Annotated in this window: 16 protein-coding genes; 2 read left to right on the top strand and 14 right to left on the bottom strand. The window is 35.4% G+C overall.

Features of this window, described 5'->3' with window-relative positions; genetic code table 11:
- Nucleotides 1-157: 157 nt before the first annotated feature.
- The 7 genes from Q8L85_09925 to Q8L85_09895 all read right to left on the bottom strand — a co-directional run bounded on the left by Q8L85_09925 (nt 158) and on the right by Q8L85_09895 (nt 9,840).
- Nucleotides 158-2,812 (bottom strand): valine--tRNA ligase, encoded by a 2,655-nt coding sequence (locus Q8L85_09925; protein MDP1725004.1) that lies wholly within the window; start codon nt 2,810-2,812, stop codon nt 158-160.
- A 321-nt stretch (nt 2,813-3,133) separates the two neighbouring features.
- Nucleotides 3,134-5,491 (bottom strand): hypothetical protein, encoded by a 2,358-nt coding sequence (locus Q8L85_09920; protein MDP1725003.1) that lies wholly within the window; start codon nt 5,489-5,491, stop codon nt 3,134-3,136.
- Nucleotides 5,492-5,750: 259 nt separating this feature from the next.
- On the bottom strand, nt 5,751-6,392 hold the full coding sequence (locus tag Q8L85_09915; GenBank protein ID MDP1725002.1) for a Tim44/TimA family putative adaptor protein: 642 nt from the start codon (nt 6,390-6,392) through the stop codon (nt 5,751-5,753).
- Nucleotides 6,393-6,401: 9 nt separating this feature from the next.
- Nucleotides 6,402-7,082, bottom strand: coding sequence for a DNA polymerase III subunit epsilon (gene dnaQ / locus Q8L85_09910; protein MDP1725001.1), 681 nt, complete (start codon nt 7,080-7,082; stop codon nt 6,402-6,404).
- Nucleotides 7,075-7,677 (bottom strand): dephospho-CoA kinase, encoded by a 603-nt coding sequence (gene coaE, locus Q8L85_09905; GenBank protein ID MDP1725000.1) that lies wholly within the window; start codon nt 7,675-7,677, stop codon nt 7,075-7,077. Before coaE ends, dnaQ begins: the two co-directional genes overlap by 8 nt.
- Before the next feature lie 99 nt (nt 7,678-7,776).
- Entirely contained in the window at nt 7,777-9,006 is a 1,230-nt protein-coding gene (locus Q8L85_09900) for a UbiH/UbiF/VisC/COQ6 family ubiquinone biosynthesis hydroxylase (protein MDP1724999.1), read from the bottom strand.
- A gap of 351 nt (nt 9,007-9,357) precedes the next feature.
- The gene (locus tag Q8L85_09895) at nt 9,358-9,840 is read right to left on the bottom strand and encodes a peroxiredoxin (protein ID MDP1724998.1); all 483 of its coding nucleotides are present in this window, start codon (nt 9,838-9,840) and stop codon (nt 9,358-9,360) included.
- A gap of 57 nt (nt 9,841-9,897) precedes the next feature.
- Here Q8L85_09895 and prfB point away from each other — a divergent pair.
- Nucleotides 9,898-11,011 (top strand): peptide chain release factor 2 gene (gene prfB, locus Q8L85_09890; protein ID MDP1724997.1). Its coding sequence is split into 2 segments (ribosomal slippage): nt 9,898-9,963 and nt 9,965-11,011, totalling 1,113 coding nucleotides; the frame shifts between segments, so codons are not numbered across the junction.
- 149 nt (nt 11,012-11,160) lie between these two features.
- Nucleotides 11,161-11,454: a DUF4286 family protein gene (locus tag Q8L85_09885; protein MDP1724996.1), complete on the top strand. Its 294-nt coding sequence runs from the start codon at nt 11,161-11,163 to the stop codon at nt 11,452-11,454.
- A 73-nt stretch (nt 11,455-11,527) separates the two neighbouring features.
- On the opposite strand, the gene Q8L85_09880 is transcribed toward Q8L85_09885, so the two are convergent.
- The 7 genes from Q8L85_09880 to metG form a co-directional block, all read right to left on the bottom strand.
- Nucleotides 11,528-11,902: a hypothetical protein gene (locus Q8L85_09880; protein MDP1724995.1), complete on the bottom strand. Its 375-nt coding sequence runs from the start codon at nt 11,900-11,902 to the stop codon at nt 11,528-11,530.
- Nucleotides 11,903-11,997: 95 nt separating this feature from the next.
- Nucleotides 11,998-13,314: an ATP-binding protein gene (locus Q8L85_09875; GenBank protein MDP1724994.1), complete on the bottom strand. Its 1,317-nt coding sequence runs from the start codon at nt 13,312-13,314 to the stop codon at nt 11,998-12,000.
- On the bottom strand, nt 13,315-14,526 hold the full coding sequence (locus Q8L85_09870) for an HDOD domain-containing protein (GenBank protein ID MDP1724993.1): 1,212 nt from the start codon (nt 14,524-14,526) through the stop codon (nt 13,315-13,317).
- 120 nt (nt 14,527-14,646) lie between these two features.
- Nucleotides 14,647-15,540 (bottom strand): hypothetical protein, encoded by an 894-nt coding sequence (locus Q8L85_09865; protein MDP1724992.1) that lies wholly within the window; start codon nt 15,538-15,540, stop codon nt 14,647-14,649.
- A gap of 140 nt (nt 15,541-15,680) precedes the next feature.
- On the bottom strand, nt 15,681-16,445 hold the full coding sequence (locus tag Q8L85_09860; GenBank protein MDP1724991.1) for an MBL fold metallo-hydrolase: 765 nt from the start codon (nt 16,443-16,445) through the stop codon (nt 15,681-15,683).
- On the bottom strand, nt 16,442-17,230 hold the full coding sequence (locus Q8L85_09855; GenBank protein MDP1724990.1) for a TatD family hydrolase: 789 nt from the start codon (nt 17,228-17,230) through the stop codon (nt 16,442-16,444). Before Q8L85_09855 ends, Q8L85_09860 begins: the two co-directional genes overlap by 4 nt.
- Entirely contained in the window at nt 17,227-18,747 is a 1,521-nt protein-coding gene (gene metG / locus Q8L85_09850) for a methionine--tRNA ligase (protein ID MDP1724989.1), read from the bottom strand. Before metG ends, Q8L85_09855 begins: the two co-directional genes overlap by 4 nt.
- Nucleotides 18,748-18,781: the final 34 nt, after the last annotated feature.

Here is an 18,781-nt window from a genome sequence, read left to right as displayed (position 1 = left end):
TTGTGAAAATGTATGCTGCAATCGACAACCACCGCATTTTTAAAATAGGTAGAAAGTGCTTCATCTGGATTGGTTTATTCGCGTGAACTAGACAACCCAGACCTTCTTCGTTTAACGCATCATTTGATGTCGAAATAAGTTTCATTGTTCATCAGGACTAGCTTAATCGTTCCAATGCCTTTTCTAATTTTTGCCGTCTTAGATGCGCTTCTTCTACTTGCACTTTAAACTGTGTAACAACGTCGGCTGGTGCTTTAGCAACAAAACTCTCATTACCCAATTTTTCATCAAGACGCACGATCGTATCATTTAATTTCGTAATTTCGCGCGACAATCTTTCTTTTTCTTTAGCAAAATCAATAATATCTGCTAATGGCACAAAAAGAGTGACCTCATCTAATACGCTTTGCACAGCGCCTTTTGGAATTTGCCCATCAACAATAATTGAAATATCAGATAAACGTGCCAAGCGTTTCAATAGCACATCATGACGTTGTAAACGATCATTTGTTGCCTTGCTTACATCTTTCAAGCATAAAGGTACGAAAGACGATGGCGGCACATTCATTTCAGCGCGCAATGTACGAATTTCTGATATAAACCGTATCGCCCATTGCATTTCATCTTGCGCTTGAACATCTTTAATATTTTCAAAAGCTGTAAAATCTGGCCATGAAGATTGAATCAGCAATCCATCAGGGGAACCAAAACGTTTCTCCCATAATTCTTCTGTGACATAAGGCATAAAAGGATGCAACATATGTAACAATTGGCCAAATGCCCAAGACGTTACAGCACGTATTTCTTTTTTGGCCTCTTCATCTTCCCCAAAGAAAATTGGTTTAATAAATTCCAAATACCAATCGCAGAAAGTGCCCCAAGTGAATTGGTATAAACTTTGAGACGCTTCATTGAATTTATAAGCCACAAGCGATTCTTCAACACTTTTGGCAAGATCCATAATGTCCGAAATAATCCATTTCGACAGAGATAATGTTGCTTTTTTTGGATCAAAATCAGGATCCAAACGGCATTCATTCATTTCCGTGAAACGCGCTGCATTCCAAATTTTAGTCACAAAATTACGATTACCTTCAACACGATTTTCCGATAATTTAATGTCACGTCCTTGGGCAGCTAAAGTCGCCAACGTGAAACGCATTGCATCAGCGCCGAATTTTTCAATAATATCCAAAGGATCAATAACATTACCCTTTGTTTTGGACATTTTTTGACCATGCTCATCCCGAATCAATGGATGAATATAAACATGTTTGAAAGGCACTTCTTTCATAAAATGAAGCCCCATCATAATCATCCGCGCCACCCAAAAGAAAATAATATCGGCGCCCGTATCCAATACATCCGTCGCATAATAGCGTTTCAATTCAGGTGTCTCATTCGGCCATCCTAAAGTTGAAAAAGGCCATAAACCTGACGAAAACCAAGTGTCTAAAACATCTTCATCTTGACGTAACTCGACATCCTTACCGAAATGTTTATGTGCTTTAGCTATAGCTTCTTCTTCATCCATTGCACAAAACAATGTATTATTTGGACCATACCAAATAGGTATGCGGTGACCCCACCATAATTGACGGGAAATACACCAAGGCTGAATATTCCGCAACCATTCAAAATAAGTGTTTTCGTAATGTTTAGGATAAAATTGAATGCGCCCCTCTTCAACAGCCTTAATAGCAGGCTGCGCTAAAGTATGCGCATCAACATACCATTGATCCATTAATCGAGGCTCAATGATTGCCGCAGACCGATCGCCATGGGGCACCGTATAAATATGAGGCTCAATTTTTTGCATAAAGCCTTGCGCTTCCAGCATTTCAACAACTTTTGGACGCGCCACAAGTCGATCAAGCCCACGGAAATCAACAGGTACGTTTTCATTTAAACAAGCATGTTCATCCATGATGTTTAAAGGTTCTAATTTATGTCTTTTCCCGACTTCAAAATCGTTAAAATCATGCGCAGGCGTAATCTTAACAGCCCCCGTCCCTTTTTCTGGATCAGAATGCAGATCTGCAATAATGGGGATTAAACGATCCGTAAGCGGCAATAAAACACTTTTACCGATTAAATCACGATAACGATCATCATCAGGATGAACAGCTACTGCCATATCCCCAAACATTGTTTCAGGACGCGTTGTTGCAACCGTAATGAATCGGTCTTTTGTTCCTTGCACAGGATAATTTATATAATAGAATGAACCATTTATTTCATGATTTTCAACCTCTAAATCAGAAATAGCCGTCATCAATTTGTGATCCCAATTGATTAGTCTTTTATCCCGATAAATAAGACCTTGATCAAAAAGATCAACAAATACTTTACGCACGGCAAGCGACAATCCTTCATCCATCGTGAAACGTTCACGATCCCAATCAGGACTTGCCCCTAACCGTCTTAATTGATGTGTAATTTGATTGCCAGATTCTTCTTTCCAAGCCCAAACTTTTTCCAAGAATTTTTCACGGCCCAATTCCCTACGTGATAATTGTTGTTTTGCAAGTTCACGTTCAACAACCATTTGGGTTGCGATACCTGCATGATCCGTCCCAGGTTGCCAAAGCGCATCATATCCTTTCATCCGATAAAAACGGATAAGAATATCCTGTAATGTAAAAGTCAGTGCGTGACCAATATGAAGCGAACCCGTCACATTTGGCGGTGGCATCATAATCGTATAAGGCTTTTTAGAAGATTGAGGATCGCATTTAAATGCCCCAGATTTTTCCCAAACAGGATACCATTTTTGCTCAACATCTTGAGAGATATAATTCTTATTTAACATCGTTTACTCGTATGATTAGGGGATGCGATTTAATGAACGTATTCTATAATAGCCTCAACTAATTTACAATTGTTATAGCCGAAAACCTAACGATAAAATTTAATGAAAAAAAACCGCTTCATCTTTTTTTCGATAAAGCGGTCCAACGTGATCGATGCCTAAAATTCAACGCATCAAGTAGTAGACTTCTTTCGAAACTCTACTACTGTGGTCGATTGATGCGTCGCTTCGGTACTCAGATCCTCATGTATGAAGAATACACTGCGGTCTTCCGTGCCGAATCTTCTATCACTCGCCCCACATTAGCGAGTCGAAAGAAGTCTAGTTTTTAAAGAAATTTGTAAGAATTTGCGTTTGCATATTAAACATTCTAATAAACAAACCTGTTGTACAACGATCAATTTGATCTTCAAAAAAACCTTTGAAAAGAGTTTTTAAATGTTCAATTTCAACTTCACTCAAATATTTTTCACAGTGACGAATTAATGACGCCACAAAAATCATATAATCATAATCCGTAAAATCTTTAAGGTCATAAGGTCGATCAATAATAAATGTACCTGCTATTATATTATTACGTTCTTTAAGACGATTTTCACAGATTTTTTTGTAATTAAAATCTTTTAAATCAAAATAATTTAACATTTCTTCGTAAGAATTAAATTTTTCAACATCATTTTTTTTAATTACTTTTTCTGATACATTTTGAAGTCTACCATAATTTCCAAGACAAAAAGGCCCTTTATTCATAATATCTTCATGTTTTCCCCATATACCCTTAGCATTGTGAAAACCTTCGATCATTTCCTGAATACGCTGTTCATCGATAGGCTGAAATATAGGCTTAAATCTAACAGGTACTTGCTCAACAACAATTGGATTTAGCGCTGGAATTGGTGCCAAAATAACTGGTGCCGGTGCTGGAACCAACGCAATAATTCCTACAGCCTTAGTGTTATCTTTCACAACATTTTGTTCATTAGGAACGACTGGAATTTCAATAATTCTTTCAAAATCTTCACCTGCAGGCATAGTCACTACAATTTTTAAATCAAGCACTTCATCAATAAAATTTGTACGATCAAAAGCAAGTTTATTTTGATAGATACGTCCTATATCATTATGAGCTCTAGCCGCTGAAACACAGCTAAATTTTTTATCTCTAAAATCACCCGTCAAATCATAACTCATATTACCATCAGGATATCTATGCAATTGAATTGCTGATGAATACAGCCCAGGAAAAACATAAAGAAAATTCGTTTTTTGACAATCTCCACCCTGATAAAAATTAAGATAATAATGACCGGGTGCAAGTCTATCTAAATCAACAATAAATTCTTGGCGATCATTAGGCAAAATTACTTTAGCATTATCTACTGAACCAACACGTCCATATTCTATACGATCAGATTCATCATAATTTTTATTAATAATTATCGGATTTTGAATTGGTAGAAAAGGCTCAACAACTTCTTGTGTTTCTCTATTATATTCCCTTACGGCAAATCGATCATCTGGAAAAAATGGTATTTCAATAATTCCTTCAAGGTTTCTATCTAAAGCTGTTATAACTTTAATGGTCATATCCTCATAAAATTTACCTAAAAAATTACAAGCCATAATATGATTATCACGGCCAACACCCTCAAGAACTTCAAAATCTTGAGCCACATCAGAACCACAAATTATTTTTTTACCTAAAAAATTGCCTGTCAAATATAGATCTATGAATCCATCATCGTATCTCTGTATTTGAATCGCTGATGGGTATAACCCGGGAAAAATATAAAGATAATTTGTTGTTTGAAGCACCTCGCCTTGATAAAAATCAAGGTAATAATGACCAGGAGCAAGTTCAGCTAAATCAGTAATAAAATCTTTATTTGCGTTTGGAAGAATTACTTTAAAATCATTTATTGTACCCACACGCCCATATTCAATACGACTAGCATTTTCCGCATAGTTTTTCATAATGTTAATAGGATGAACAGGTTCAAATATTACCTCATTTTCAATGATTTCAACTGGTACATCAACAGGAGGCTCAACACGAACAATTGCTGGTGCTATGACAGGCGCAACAACAAGAGGCTGAACAGGAACAATTGCTGGCACAATAACAGGCGCAACAACAGGAGGCGCAACAACAAGAGGCTCAAGATTCACAATATTTGGATAAACGGGAATTTCAACTATTTGTGCCTCACCAAACACTACATATCGAATAACTATTATTGCATCTAAATTTGAAGAATCAAAAAAAGCATTATTACCAATTAATTCGAGTTTATCGTTTGTTTGTGCCACTGTAGATTGAACATAAACATCCATATCGTCAGGAATCTTATCAAAGGAAACAAGACCATTTTGATTAATTTGAACGACATAATTATCAATAGAGGGCAAAACATAAAAATGATTAATACCTTCACAACGATCATTATTATACAGATTTATTTGATAATGACCCTGCATCAGATCATTTTCATCAATACGAAAACTTTGATCAACAATTGAAGGTAAAACCATTCTTGCCTGAAGCGGATCATTCACAGGACAATACATAATACGATCAACACCAAATGTTCCCTCAACCACAAAAGCAGTACTGGGCGTTGAATGACTTAATGTAAATGCAAACATTAGTGATAAAAAAGATAAATTCATAAACTTCATAAAAAAACTCCTACAAAAAACACACATATGAAAATTAACAAAAAAAATACGCTCTAAACGTTAATTGTAACTGAATGTGCATTTATCAAAAAAAATAATTGTTTTTACCATAGCACATATAAAATTAAATTTAAACATTTATTCAAATAGATCAAACTATAAAATTAACAATGACTGAATTAAAATTTTGTTTCAAAATTAAGAAGTTAGGTGTTCTAGTAAATAACTACTATTTTCATAAAATTAAAAAACTATACACTTACTCGCTTCGCGTCTTAGCCAGCAACCAAACAGGATCGCTGGAATTTGGATCACGTTTAAAAGTCCATAGATCTTTAAGGATAATGAAATGGTCTGGATCGCCCTCTAGAACACGATTTTGTTCATCATACGTCACATTTATTTGCTCACTCACATAACGAACGGTAACGTAGCATTTAGGTTCGTCGTAATAAGCATCTGTAATCATCACTTCTTTGATGTTCTCAAGACGCGTGACTTGATTATCATGTCGATTTTTACGTTCTATGATCGTGGCTTCAAACCCTTTATAGGTTTCTGGCGACAAAAGAGTTTTAAGTGTTTCTAAATCACCATTGCTAAAGGCCATCAAAATTGTTTCAAAAGCATATTTTGCACCTGCAATAAAATGATGTTCTGAAAAATTAGGATCTTTTTGCTTAATCTCTTGAACACGCAAACGTGCATTTTCATCAATAAAAATAGGTGTTTTAGGCCAATCTAAAATTTTGGCATCTTGATTTTCTAATTCCTCATCAGACGGTATCATTTCTTCTTGTGTTTTTTCATAACCCGTTCTTTTGCCCAAAACTGAAAATAACCAAAAAAATAATATCCCTGCAACAAGCGCATAGATTAGAATATCGAGATAAGCACCCATAATTTTTCCTTAACTTGCTTTCTTCCAAAGAGGATCTTTTAAAAGATCTACTAACGTATTATGCGCTAAAATTTCGTCTTGTGAAGGGGGAAATGTTCGTTTTTCACGATTATGTTGTTGATGTGTTTGAACTTGTTGTGTTGTTTCATTTTGTGCCGTTCCTAAATTCAAGACACGTTGAGCACCACCCATCAATTCAAAGTAAACGCTTGCCAATAATTCACAATCTAATAAGGCACCGTGTTTATCACGTTTTGAAAGGTCAATATTGAATCTTTTGCATAAAGCATCAAGGGAGTTTGCTTGTTTAGGAAATTGACGACGGGCAATATCAAGCGTGTCAATAATCGGATGATCTTGAAAAACTATTTTATCGATTTTACCATATTCAGCGCGTAAAAATTTAAGATCGAACGGTGCATTATGTATCACGAGAGGTGATTCATCTATAAACAAAAGTGCTTCTTCGGCTATTTCATGAAATAAAGGCGCACCACGTAGAAAGTCAGTTGTTAATCCGTGAATACGAGCTGCTTCTTGAGGTACATCGCGTTCTGGATTGATAAAACTATGAAAATGTTTGCCCGTAGGTCTACGATTAATGATTTCTACGCAGGCAATTTCAACCATTCTGTGGCCAGATTTTGGATCAAGCCCTGTTGTTTCCGTATCTAATATTATCTCACGCATTTTTCTGGTTTAATCTCTTTATCATTAATGTAATTTGCCGTTTTGTTTCACCATAAGATAATCCTGTATGAATAATGAAATCTGCTTTTTTGCATTTCTCAACATCCGGCATCTGTCTTTTTAAAATGCATTGAAATTTGTCTTCTGTCATCCCTTTTCGTCTCATGACACGCATTTTCTGGATAAAAATTGGCGCTGAAGTGACAACGATACTAAAATTCTCTAGATTCATCTTTGTTTCAAAATATAGCGGAATTTCAAGGACAATTTTTTGATGGTTTATGTGTGCCCATTTTATAAAATGATCACGATCTTCAGCAACAAGTGGATGAATAATGGATTCAAGTAATTTCAATTTGGCAGGATCATTAAAGACAATTTTGCCTAATGTTTGACGATCTATATTACCATCTTTTAAACCTTCCGGGAAATGATCAATAACTTTTTGAAATGCTTTGCCATTAGGGCTTATAAGTTGGTGTGTGACTAGATCTGCATCCCAAGATTTATATCCTAATCGTTTCAGAACTTTCGATGCATAACTTTTACCCGTACCGATAGACCCTGTTAGAATGATATTTTGAGATTGCATCATATTATAAATAGTGAAATAAGTTTAAATTCAGACAAGGAATGACGCGCGAAGTGTATCAAAGCATACATGAGCAAGGAATGACGAAGTATCAATTTAAACTCATTTCGCTATAAGCGTTTCGCCACGCATTAATCTAGGTTGGTTCAAACCTGCGCCCATTGCCTCTCGCATCATAGCGTGTTTTAAGGGTGGAAGTCTATTGACGAGTCCAAGACCTATATTGCGAATCATAGAAAAAGGTTTAAAATCAATATCATATAATTTAACAAGACCATGCATCAGTATAAAAAATTTTCGCCTCGTGCTTAATATTTTCTTTTGATAAGCGTCAAGTACAAAAGAATCGCCCCAATCTTGACCATGAAGACGTGCATTGACGATATGTTCGGCAAGTTCTGCAAGGCCGCGCATCCCAAGATTGAGTCCCTGCCCTGCAACGGGATGAATGGCTTGTGCTGCATCGCCCAAAAGAACAACGCGTCCTTGATAAAGTTTCTCTGATAATATTGCGCTTAAAGGATAGGAAAAACGATCAGCATTACAGCTTATAGTGCCTAAATCCGAAAAACGTTCATAAATATGGGCTGCAAAATCATCATTGTTGAGCGTTTTTAAAGTTGTTACAATCTCTGGTTTATCGCACCAGACAAGAGAAGATTCATTACCCATTAAAGGCAAAATGGCAAAAGGACCAGTGGGATAAAAATATTCATAGGCCCTGTGATTATGGGGTTTTTCATGCTTAAAGCGTGTCACAAGCGCGTGATGATTATACGGAAAAGTTTTGGACTGGATATTGAGTCTTTGTTTAAAGGATGAATGACGCCCATCGGATGCAATTAAAAGAGGCGCTGAGAGGATTTGATCATTAAGGTGAATAATAGCTTCATGAGGATCTTGTTTAAAATCTAAAATTTCTGCCTCTGTTATCAACGTAATATTGTCTTTTTGTTCTGTATATCCATGCCACAACATTTCACGTAATGTATGACTTTCAACAAGATAACCCATAGCCGCATCGGCATTTACTTGATCTGCCTCAAAATTTAAATAACATGGCGTCTTATTTTCTTGAACATGAATGGATCTGATGGGGGAAGCAATATTTTCTATAAAATGCCAAAGCCCAAGCGCTTTAAAAATCATGATAGTGCCGTAAGAAAGCGCGTAGCCTCTACCATCATGTTGGGGGTTATTAACAAAAGACAATGGTGCTTTTTCAACAAGGGCAATTTTAAAGCCATTTTGAGCAAGTGTTATTGCCATTGTAAGGCCTACAGGACCTGCGCCAATAAGTATAATATCGTGTGTATGTTTCTGAAGGATCATTTGCAATCAATTAATAATTTGTTGTTTTTTATGGTAATTTCCAAACACCTTTCAAAATGTAGTGATTCCATTCACATCTAACTACCTACGTTTCGCGGCCATATCATTACCCATAAGTATAAACCCCACCCCCTTCCTACGTCCCGCGACTTGATCGCGGGATCCAGAAAGTAGCAAAAAAATCTTGATAAACGATTTTCTACACACTTTTGCATCATGGATCCGGCGGACAAGCCGCGGGACGTAGGAGGTGAAAAAGGCAACGTTATATAATATCAATAGCTTTCAATATTTACGGATAATGTTACACCCGCGGGACTTAGGAAAAGAATCCTGGACAATTACATTTTTTTAGAGTGCATTGAGTATATGATCACCGCTGCTTATATCACAAGCACCCGCTTCATCTTCAACAAAAAGTTTTTTAACAACACCGTTTTCTACTAACATAGAATATCTTTTTGATCTAAGGCCTAGTCCTGGTGCCGACATATCAATTTCAAGACCTAAAGATTTAGTAGCAAGACCCGCATGATCTGCGACCATCGTTATTTTATTATCTACGTTCAAACATTTACCCCAGGCATCCATAACAAAAGGATCATTGACGGATAGACAAATAATGTTGTCAATGCCTTTGGATTTAAGTTGATCAGCGACTTTTAAAAAGCCAGGTGCATGTTTGCCTGAACAAGTTGGTGTGAAAGCGCCAGGGACACCAAACACGACTACTTTTTTGTTTTGGCAAAATTGATCTAATGCGATATCTTCTATTCCTTGAGGGGTAAGATGTTTTACTTTTATAGAGGGTAAGGATGCGCCAATCTTAATCATTTTTCTCTCCTATATACCAGTTGGTATAGAATATTAACATAGATACATGAGGATATCATGGACGCAGAATTAATGAATATCAAGCACGAAATTGAGCAATCTTTTGGATTGCTAAGGGGGTATCTTTGACCCGGATAATTCAAAAAAACGTTTAACAGAAATCAATCAGCTGATTGAGGATCCTACTTTATGGGATAAACCCGAAATCGCTCAAAATTTATTAAAAGAAAAAAACCTGCTTGAAAAATTGATGGCCGAATATGATGATTTAATGGTCAAATTTCAAGATGCGCTCGATCTCATTGAACTCACTGAAGAAGAAGGTGAGCAAACGATGATTGAAGAAGCCAAAACTGAATTTTTAGCTTTTCATAAAATTATGTCTAAAAAAGGGCTTGAATGTCTTTTATCCGGTGAAGCCGATGGTCGTGATGCATTTTTGGAAATCAATGCAGGTGCCGGTGGCACAGAGGCTCAAGATTGGGCATTAATGCTTTTCAGAATGTATTCCAGATGGTCCGAAAGCAAGTCCTACAAAATTGAATTACTCGAAGAAAGTAACGGTGAAGAAGCAGGCATTAAATCAGCGACATTAAAAATTTCAGGCCCCAATGCATATGGTTGGCTTAAAACGGAATCTGGTGTGCATCGTTTAGTACGTATCTCGCCCTTTGATTCCAATGCGAAACGTCATACAAGTTTTGCCTCCGTCTGGGTTTATCCAGTGGTTGATGATTCTATCGACATTGAAGTACTTGAAAAAGATTTAAAAATTGATACGTATCGTGCATCAGGCGCCGGTGGTCAGCACGTTAATAAAACGGATTCTGCGGTTCGTATCACACACATACCCACAAATATCGTCGTGCAATGCCAATCAGATCGTTCGCAGCATCGCAACCGTGCTTTTGCTATGGATATGTTAAAAGCCCGCCTTTACGAACAAGAACTTCAACGACGTGAAGAAGAAGCAAGCAAAGAAGCTTCGTCGAAAACAGACATTGGTTGGGGTCATCAAATCAGATCGTACGTTCTACATCCATACCAGATGGTAAAAGATCTAAGAACTGGCGTTGAGATTGGTAATGCTCATGGTGTATTAGAGGGTAATATTGATGCATTTTTAGAAGCATCTTTAAGTAAGAAACTGCAGTCAAAAACAGAGGATTAAATACAACTACTCACCTTATGGACAAATTCGTCGTCAAGTCTGCGCTTCCGATACTCGTGTACTTAAGTACACTCCGTGTCGGTTCTCACCTTTTCTAGACTTTGCCACATATTCTGAGTAGTTTGTTCAATGTGTTTTAGGAGTTATCGATGTTAGTATATGAAGTTAATATTGAAATTGAACCAGATATTTATGCAGAATATAAAGAATGGATTGGGCCACATGCTCAAGAAGTTACGATGCATAAAGGATTTCAACAAGTCGATATATTTGAAACAAAATCAGATTTAGGGAAGCCTCTTTTTGTATGCCACTATTGGCTTGATGATCAAGATTCATTGGATGAATATTTAAAGGACCATGCGCCTAAATTACGTGCTGACGCTGATAAGAAATTCGGTAGTAAAATAAAAGGCATTAGGCGTGTTTTAAAGAAAATTTAATACGCTGCTGCTGGCTTTCCTACATGCTTTCGCGAAGCACGTAGGAAAGCATTAAAGTATCAACTTTGCCTATTTAATCCCATTTCATACCGATTGGTTTTTTTCTTGCATAAAACACCTTATTTTTTTCGAGTTTACAAAATTCCATCATTTGAGCTACTTTTTGCTTAAAGGAATTTTTTTCACTTTCATTCAATTTTCCTGATTTACCCAATTGAGCAGCATCTTTTAGAAGCTGCGCTTCTTTTTCTCGATAGGTTTTCATAGCAGTATCAACAATTATTTTTTGTTCACCACTATTTGCATTTTTATTCATTACACCAAAATCATTTTGACATTTCGTTTGTACATTACGAACTTGCTCCATATATAAATCCGCATAACCAATTCCATTGAATACAAAAACAATGGCGCTTGTTAAGGTTAACATCTTAATTAATCTAGACATATTACCCTCCATTTTAACGCAATATATAATTATATTTTGCGCTATAGAGGTTAATTAAATATTAAGATTTTGATTAAATTTAAAAAAATGAATATTTAACATTGAGATAAAATGGCGATTAATTCTTCTTTATTAATTGGCTTCGATAAATAACCATTCATACCTGCTTCTAGGCATTTCTCACGATCGCCTTGCATGGCATTTGCAGTCAAAGCGATGATGGGCACACGACGGACATCACCATTTAATTTTCGAACTTGTTTTGTTGCTTCCAACCCATCCATAACAGGCATCTGCATATCCATTAAAACAAGATCATAAACATTGTTTTGAACCTGATTAAAAGCTTCCAATCCATTATGTGCAATTGTTACATCATGTCCCATTTTAGTAAGCATTGTTTTTATAACCAATTGATTCACTTCATTATCTTCAGCAACAAGTATTTTTAAATGTTGTGGCTGCATATCAAATTCATCAACATAATTACCCTTTTGTTTATGGGCTACATCTAATTTTCCAAAAACAGAAGTAAACCAAAAACGAGACCCCTTCCCTTCTTCACTTTCATACCCAATTTCACCATTCATCAAAGTCACTAAATTACGACAAATAGCCAAACCTAATCCAGACCCACCATATTTCCGCGTAATAGACGAATCAACTTGAGAAAATTGTGCAAATAATTTCGTTTGATTTTTTTTAGAAATACCAATTCCTGTATCAATTACCTCAAAATAAATACCAAAACGATCATCAAACTCATTATGCTTCTTTATTTGAATTGTAATGCTGCCTTTTTCTGTGAATTTGATAGCATTAGTTACTAAATTAAGCACAACCTGACGTAAACGGGTTGGATCTCCTAAAAGAGTTGATGGAATTTCTGGATCAATTTCAATTTTAAATACTAATTTTTTTTTACCAGCAAGTTCTTGTGTTAAGACACGAACACTTTCAATTAAATCCTTAATCATAAATGGAATAATTTCTAACGTAACTTTACCTGCTTCAAGTTTTGAAATGTCTAAAATATCATTAATAATTTCCAAAAGAGTTTTTGCAGAGCTTTCAACAATACGTGCAAAAGATTGTTGCTCCTCATTCAAAGGTGTATCCAACAATAAACTAATCATCCCTAACACACCATTCATAGGCGTACGGATTTCGTGACTCATTGTTGCTAAAAAACTTGTTTTAGCTTTATTCGCTTCCTGCGCAAGATCAAGTGCTTTACGCAACTCTTCCGTTTTTGTAGAAATAATTTTTTCTTGATCTTTAAGAACTTTCTCTAATTCTTTTGTTTTATTTTCAAGTGCGGCAGTAACATTTTCTAAAAGAATTTCAAGTTCTTCTTTTGAAGCTTTTTTTACTTCAATAGCATTTTGAAGTTCTTGTAACATCATTTTCATTTAAGCAACCATTTTATTTTTTAAAAAATCTGTGCTCAATACATCAAAATCATTAATTTTTTTTTCAATTTTCATAAATTCAATAAAATCAGTCTTAAGTTGCGCATGCGGATTTGGTATAAGTTTCGAAGATGCGCCGATAAAAGATGAGGCGTAATGTGCATATTTCAATATGTTAGAAGTTTTAGAATCTTCACATCGTGGATTCATATGTAAAGCAACAGTTTCTACAATTTCACTCGGCAAGCCCCATATTGAAAGCAAATAAGCACCGATTTCTGCATGTGAACAAGCGTAAAGATCCTTTTCAACATCAATCAAAATAGAAGATGTTTCAATGGCTAATTTTAAAGCTTCTTCAAATTTTAAATAATAATTTTGAGCTAAAAGCAAAATGCCAATTTTTAAAAGTAAGCTTGAAACAAAAACTTCTTCAACAATATCTTCTGATTCATTGGATTTAATAGCTAATTCTTTAGCAAGAAAAGCAACATTTATATTTTCTTGCCATAAAATATCTGTTGAAAACTTACCTATTTGCTTCACTTCAAATTTTTGAATCAATCCGTAAGACAAAACAAGCATTTTAAGTGTATCAATGCCAAGTACATGAATCGCTTGATTCAAATTTGTGACACGCCAATTCAAACTAAAAAATGCAGAATTCACCATTTGAAGGATTTTAGCTGCAAGCGCTACATCATTCGAAATAATATCAACTATTGTATTAACATTCACATTTTTTTGTTCTAATATATGATTTAATTTTAAATAAGTATACGGCATAGACGGGATATTTTGTATGCCATTTATTATTTTAATGATATCAGGATTATTTAATATCAATTTATTTTTCATTGCACGTTCAATAAAATCAGTAAAAGTTTTATGATCACATGGCTTTGCTAAAAATAAATGCGTTGTCGAAACAAGTTTAAAAGCGGAATCTTGGTCGCATTGACCTGACAAAACAATGCGAATAATATCTGGATGTTTCGTATATACATGGTTCAATAATTCAGAACCATTCATCACTGGCATTTTTATATCTGAAACAATAACGTCAAATTTCTGTTCATCAATTAATTCAAGTGCCTTTTGACCATTTTCTGCATAAAACAAATCCCAATCTGGCTTTTGTGTCCATAACACCCTTTTAAGCCCTTGATATACCTTCGGCTGATTATCAACGATTAGAATTTTAATACCCAAACGCTTCCCCAAATAATGTTACATATTATTTATATTAGATTTAATAACACGATATTAAAATCAACATTACTTACATAATCAGCTAATATTTTTGTATAAACTCAATAAGTTACCATAAACCTATTGTAAGTAATCATCAAAACAACTTGTTCCCAATTGATCAAAAGAAATATCCTTAAGACAATTCTCAATGTATAACAATCTTTCAGCTGTAATATTTTTCTGTCTTAATGTTGATATGTAATAGCCCACTTCTGAATAAAGGTAATTAATATACCTTGGAATTTCAATACTATATTGCTTATAAAAACTATATTTACTAGAAAAATTATCCTCCAAATCTATTGATATAGAATCAAAATCAATAAAAGAAACACTCCAATTGCGAACATCTATCATAATGTTGTCTGGATTTAGGTCTTCATGCCATATCTTTTTTGTATATAGCTCTTTCAACGAAAGAAGAAGATTTTTAACTAGTAAATCAACGATTTCTGGTGTGCATTTTTCTCTTATTTTTAAAAAATTTGTGATAGGGACCCCATCAATTAAGTCAATTGCAATATAATTGTGTCCATTTATTTTTATTATTTCGTAAAATCTATTTAATTTTTCCAATCCATTGATTTCACGGCTGGGATCATTAATGTGCTTAAATGCGTAGAAATTCTTTGTTTCTATATTTTGTCCTAAAAGAACATTTAAATTCGATTTAGTGCTTCCTAAAGCAGATTGAATATCAACTGCATAAGAACCGAATATCTCAACATTTTCAGGCTTATTCAATTCCGATACTGCCAAGCAACCATGCTTTTTAAAGAACGCCAAGCTTGAAGAAGACATTTTTGGTGTTGTAAACTCAGAAAGCCCATGAACAAAATTTATTTTCCTCTCGTTAACTAAAGATGAAGAAGAAGATTCTAAAGGATTAGGTTTTAGCTCTTGATACATAGCATCAGCAGATGACACAATCGTAAGAAAAGAAAAAGTACAAAAAAAATATTTTTTAAACACATCAGACTCCAGTTTATCATTTAAATTTACATAATCTTTATTCTTTGCAGAATAACATGTCAACAAAATATAATAATAATTTAAAATAAATTATGCTTTTTTATTGAGAATAATAACAATGTCCTTAAATGTGAATAAAATTAAAGAAAAACAACAAGTCCGTCATAACATGGCGCTACATTTTTAGGCAAAATCTGTGAAAGAGCATTATAATCAAGTTCTTCACTCATATGCGTTAAATAAGCATGCTCTGGCTTTATACGCTCAATCCAAGAAAGTGCTACATCTAACGATGCATGCGTTGGGTGCTCACTCATGCGAATGCAATCAACAACCCAAATTTTGATGCCTTCCAATTGCTTTAATGCTTCTTCATCCAAACGCATCACATCGGTAGAATACGCAAAATCATCAATGCGAAAACCTAAGGATGATGTATAGCCATGATCTTGATCAATAGGGATAATATCGAATATACCATGACTAAAATTTCCAATTATTTCATGCGGGATAAGTACAGGCTTAAAAAACATTCCTTCAATAAAATTAGGCGTAAAAGCATATGCGAATGACTCCATAATTTCTTTCAGCGCTTTTGGGTCAGCATAAATATCTAAAGGTTGTGATCTGTTCCTGCAAATAGCACGTAAATCATTGAGTCCATGAATATGGTCAGCGTGGGCATGTGTATATAAAACCGCATCAAAAGTGCCTATATTTTCACGCAATAATTGTGTGCGCAAATCAGGCGAGGAATCAATTAAAAGCCGCTGCCCCTCTTTTTCAACAATAATAGAAGCACGCGTTCGATAGTTTTTAGGATCAGTGGGATCACATTGCCCCCAATGATTGCCAATAATGGGCACGCCCATCGATCCACCGCAGCCTAAAATAGTAATCTTCATCTAGGAATCTTCTGAAACAGATCAAAATAATTTTTAGTCGTCTGCTCTGCTACTTTAGAAAGCGCACAATCTTTTAGTTCGGCAATCGCTTCTGCAACATGCACAACAAAAGAAGGCTCGTTCCGTTTACCACGATGTGGAATGGGCGCAAGATATGGAGAATCTGTTTCAATAAGCAACCGTTCCAAGGGTAAATTTTTAACAATTTCGCGTAATTCCAATGCTTTTTTAAACGTTGCAATGCCTGAAATTGAAATATAAAACCCTAATTTAAGCACTTCGTCTGCAAATTCTTTACTTGCTGTAAAACAATGTATAAGACCTTTAAACGTACCTATTGCCATTTCTTCTTGTAATATCCGCAAGCAATCATCATCTGCGTCACGTGTGTGCACAATTAACGGCAAACCAAAATCACGCGCGACTTTAATATGAAGTCTAAAAAGCTGTTGCTGCAATTCTTTTGGACTATGCTCATAAAAATAATCAAGCCCAGTTTCTCCAATACCGATTACTTTTGGATGTTTAGCACCCTCAGCCAAATCTTCGTAAGTCGCATCTTTTTCTTTTTCAGCATCATGTGGATGTATGCCTATGGTTGCATATATAAAAGGTAATCTTTCTGCGATCTTCAGCGTATTGGGAAAAGTCTTCAGCGACGTACCGATTGTTGTCATATGCGTCACACCAACATTTTGTGCACGCTCTATGATCGCATCAAACTCTGCTTGGAATTCGTCATAATCTAAATGACAATGGCTATCGACAAACTGAAGTACACTCATGCTGCCTCCTCTACAAATCTTGGAAACAACACATTCGGTTGAGGCAAATCAACACCTGAAACAAGCGCACTTAATATATGTGCAAAATCTCTATATTCAGATTTTACACCAACAAGATCTAATATTTGGTTTGCTGTTTTAGGTATAAAAGGTTGGACTAACAAACCAACGACACGAATAGTCTCGCATAATGTATAAAGAACAGTTTCCATACGCTTAAGATCTGTTTTTTTCAATCCCCAAGGTGCTTGTTCATCAATATAACGATTTGCATCGCCAATCACTTCCCAAATTTGATCTAAGGCTTTATGAAAGCCCCAATGCCAAAATTCATGTCTAACATGCTCCAAAGTTTTATAAGCTTTTTCAATGAGTACCGAATCTTGAGACAATAATGTCTCCTTTTCAGGCACTTTTTGTGCACAATTTTTTGACACTTGCACCAAAACACGTTGTACCAAGTTCCCTAAATCATTGGCGAGCTCTGAATTCATCCGCTTAACGACAGCTTGATGACTAAAATTCCCATCATTCCCAAAGGACACTTCACGCATTAAAAAATAACGTGTTTGGTCCAAACCATATTTTTCAATTAAATCAAAAGGATTGATCACATTTCCTAAGGATTTAGATATCTTCTCACCTTCATTTGTCCACCAACCATGGGCAACAATTTGTTTGGGTGGCATAAGATCAGCTGCCATCAAAAATGCAGGCCAATACACAGCATGAAATCTAAGAATATCTTTACCCATCACGTGATGTGCATTGGCCCAAAAATCTTGTTGCCAATCGGCGTTTGGATAGCCCAAAGCTGTAATATAATTGGTTAACGCATCAAACCAAACATACATGACATGCGTTGGATCATTCGGTACAGGAATGCCCCATTTAAAGGTCGTACGCGAAACTGCTAGATCTTTTAATCCACCACGTACAAAAGATAAAACTTCATTGCCACGCGACCTAGGGTGCATAAAATCTGGGTGTTTTTCATAAAATTCAAGAAGTCTATCCTGCCACGCGGATAATCTAAAGAAATAGCAAGGTTCTTCAACCCATTCTACAGGTGCCCCTGTAGGGGCCTTCCCATCAATCAATTCGGATTCGTTATAAAAAGCTTCATCACGAATAGCATACCAACCAGAATAGCTTGATAAATATATTTGATCACGTTCCAGCAACAAATTCCAGATATGTTGAACTGCTTTTGTGTGTCTTGGTTCTGTTGTACGGATAAAATCATTATTCGAAAAATCAAATGCTTTAAAAAGATCCCGAAAACTTTGTGATTTTTCATCCACAAAATCTTTGGGACTTAGCCCCGCGAGTTCTGCTGATTTTTCAACCTTTTGACCATGCTCATCTGTGCCTGTTAAGAAAAAAACATCATGTCCATCAAGGCGCATAAAACGAGCCCAAACATCACATGCTAAATTGGTATAAGCATGCCCAATATGTGGATTATCATTGACGTAATAAAGTGGGGACGTTACATAAAGCTTTTGGCGTGACATTTGAAAACTCTCTCATTCATAAGATATTCTTTTA

The organism is Alphaproteobacteria bacterium (assembly GCA_030680745.1).
Classification (GTDB): domain Bacteria; phylum Pseudomonadota; class Alphaproteobacteria; order JAUXUR01; family JAUXUR01; genus JAUXUR01.
The sequence above is the reverse complement of the archived record's forward strand: the minus strand, read 5'-3'. Positions and strand labels throughout refer to the sequence as shown.